This is a genomic window from Bradyrhizobium oropedii (assembly GCF_020889685.1).
GTDB lineage: Bacteria > Pseudomonadota > Alphaproteobacteria > Rhizobiales > Xanthobacteraceae > Bradyrhizobium > Bradyrhizobium oropedii.
Genome location: NZ_JACMYO010000502.1, coordinates 1 through 545, shown reverse-complemented (window position 1 = coordinate 545; position 545 = coordinate 1). Strand labels below are relative to the sequence as shown.

Below are 545 nucleotides of genomic sequence, written 5' to 3'. Positions count from 1 at the left end.
TCCTTATAATTCAAGGCATTTCTGGTTGGCGTCGCAAGACGGCGGACTGCGGCGCGATCGCCTGCGAGAGGCATCTTGGCGCACGTCCGGTCGCGTGAGATCAGATTGTTTGATGATCCATGTCGAGCCCTTGCATAAATGCTCCGCAGGCAATCGTCCCTCAATGATCATGCGACGTATGGTCGATGGACTGACGTCGAGCATCTCTGCTGCTTCGATTAACGAGAGCTCACCTCGATCCTGGCGTTCCCCCTCACGATAACGGGCGATCTCGCGGGTTCTGCGCAACGAACATACGCTCGTCCTTGTCCAGGACGCCCCGTGCGGGGTTGTTTTTCCGGAGCGATTAAGCAAGGCGGCGATCGAGTAGTCAGGTATTTGACGTGCGAGCATGCGCACAAGATCCACTACCTCGGTGTCGGTCGTCCAACGCGTCACGCCGACACGGTTCTTCTTAACTTTCAGGCGGGTGTGATCGCCACCTTGCCAATGGATGATGAGGTCCAGATGCTGATTGTCCTGATCCACGTCGACGACGATTTCCG

General features: G+C 56.7%; 1 protein-coding gene. It reads right to left on the bottom strand.

Translation table 11 applies throughout. The features are described from left to right. Positions 1–3 precede the first annotated feature (3 nt). Positions 4–545, bottom strand: a 542-nt coding sequence (locus H8A95_RS43495; RefSeq protein WP_229188517.1) for a helix-turn-helix domain-containing protein, incomplete at its 5' end; no start/stop codon positions are given.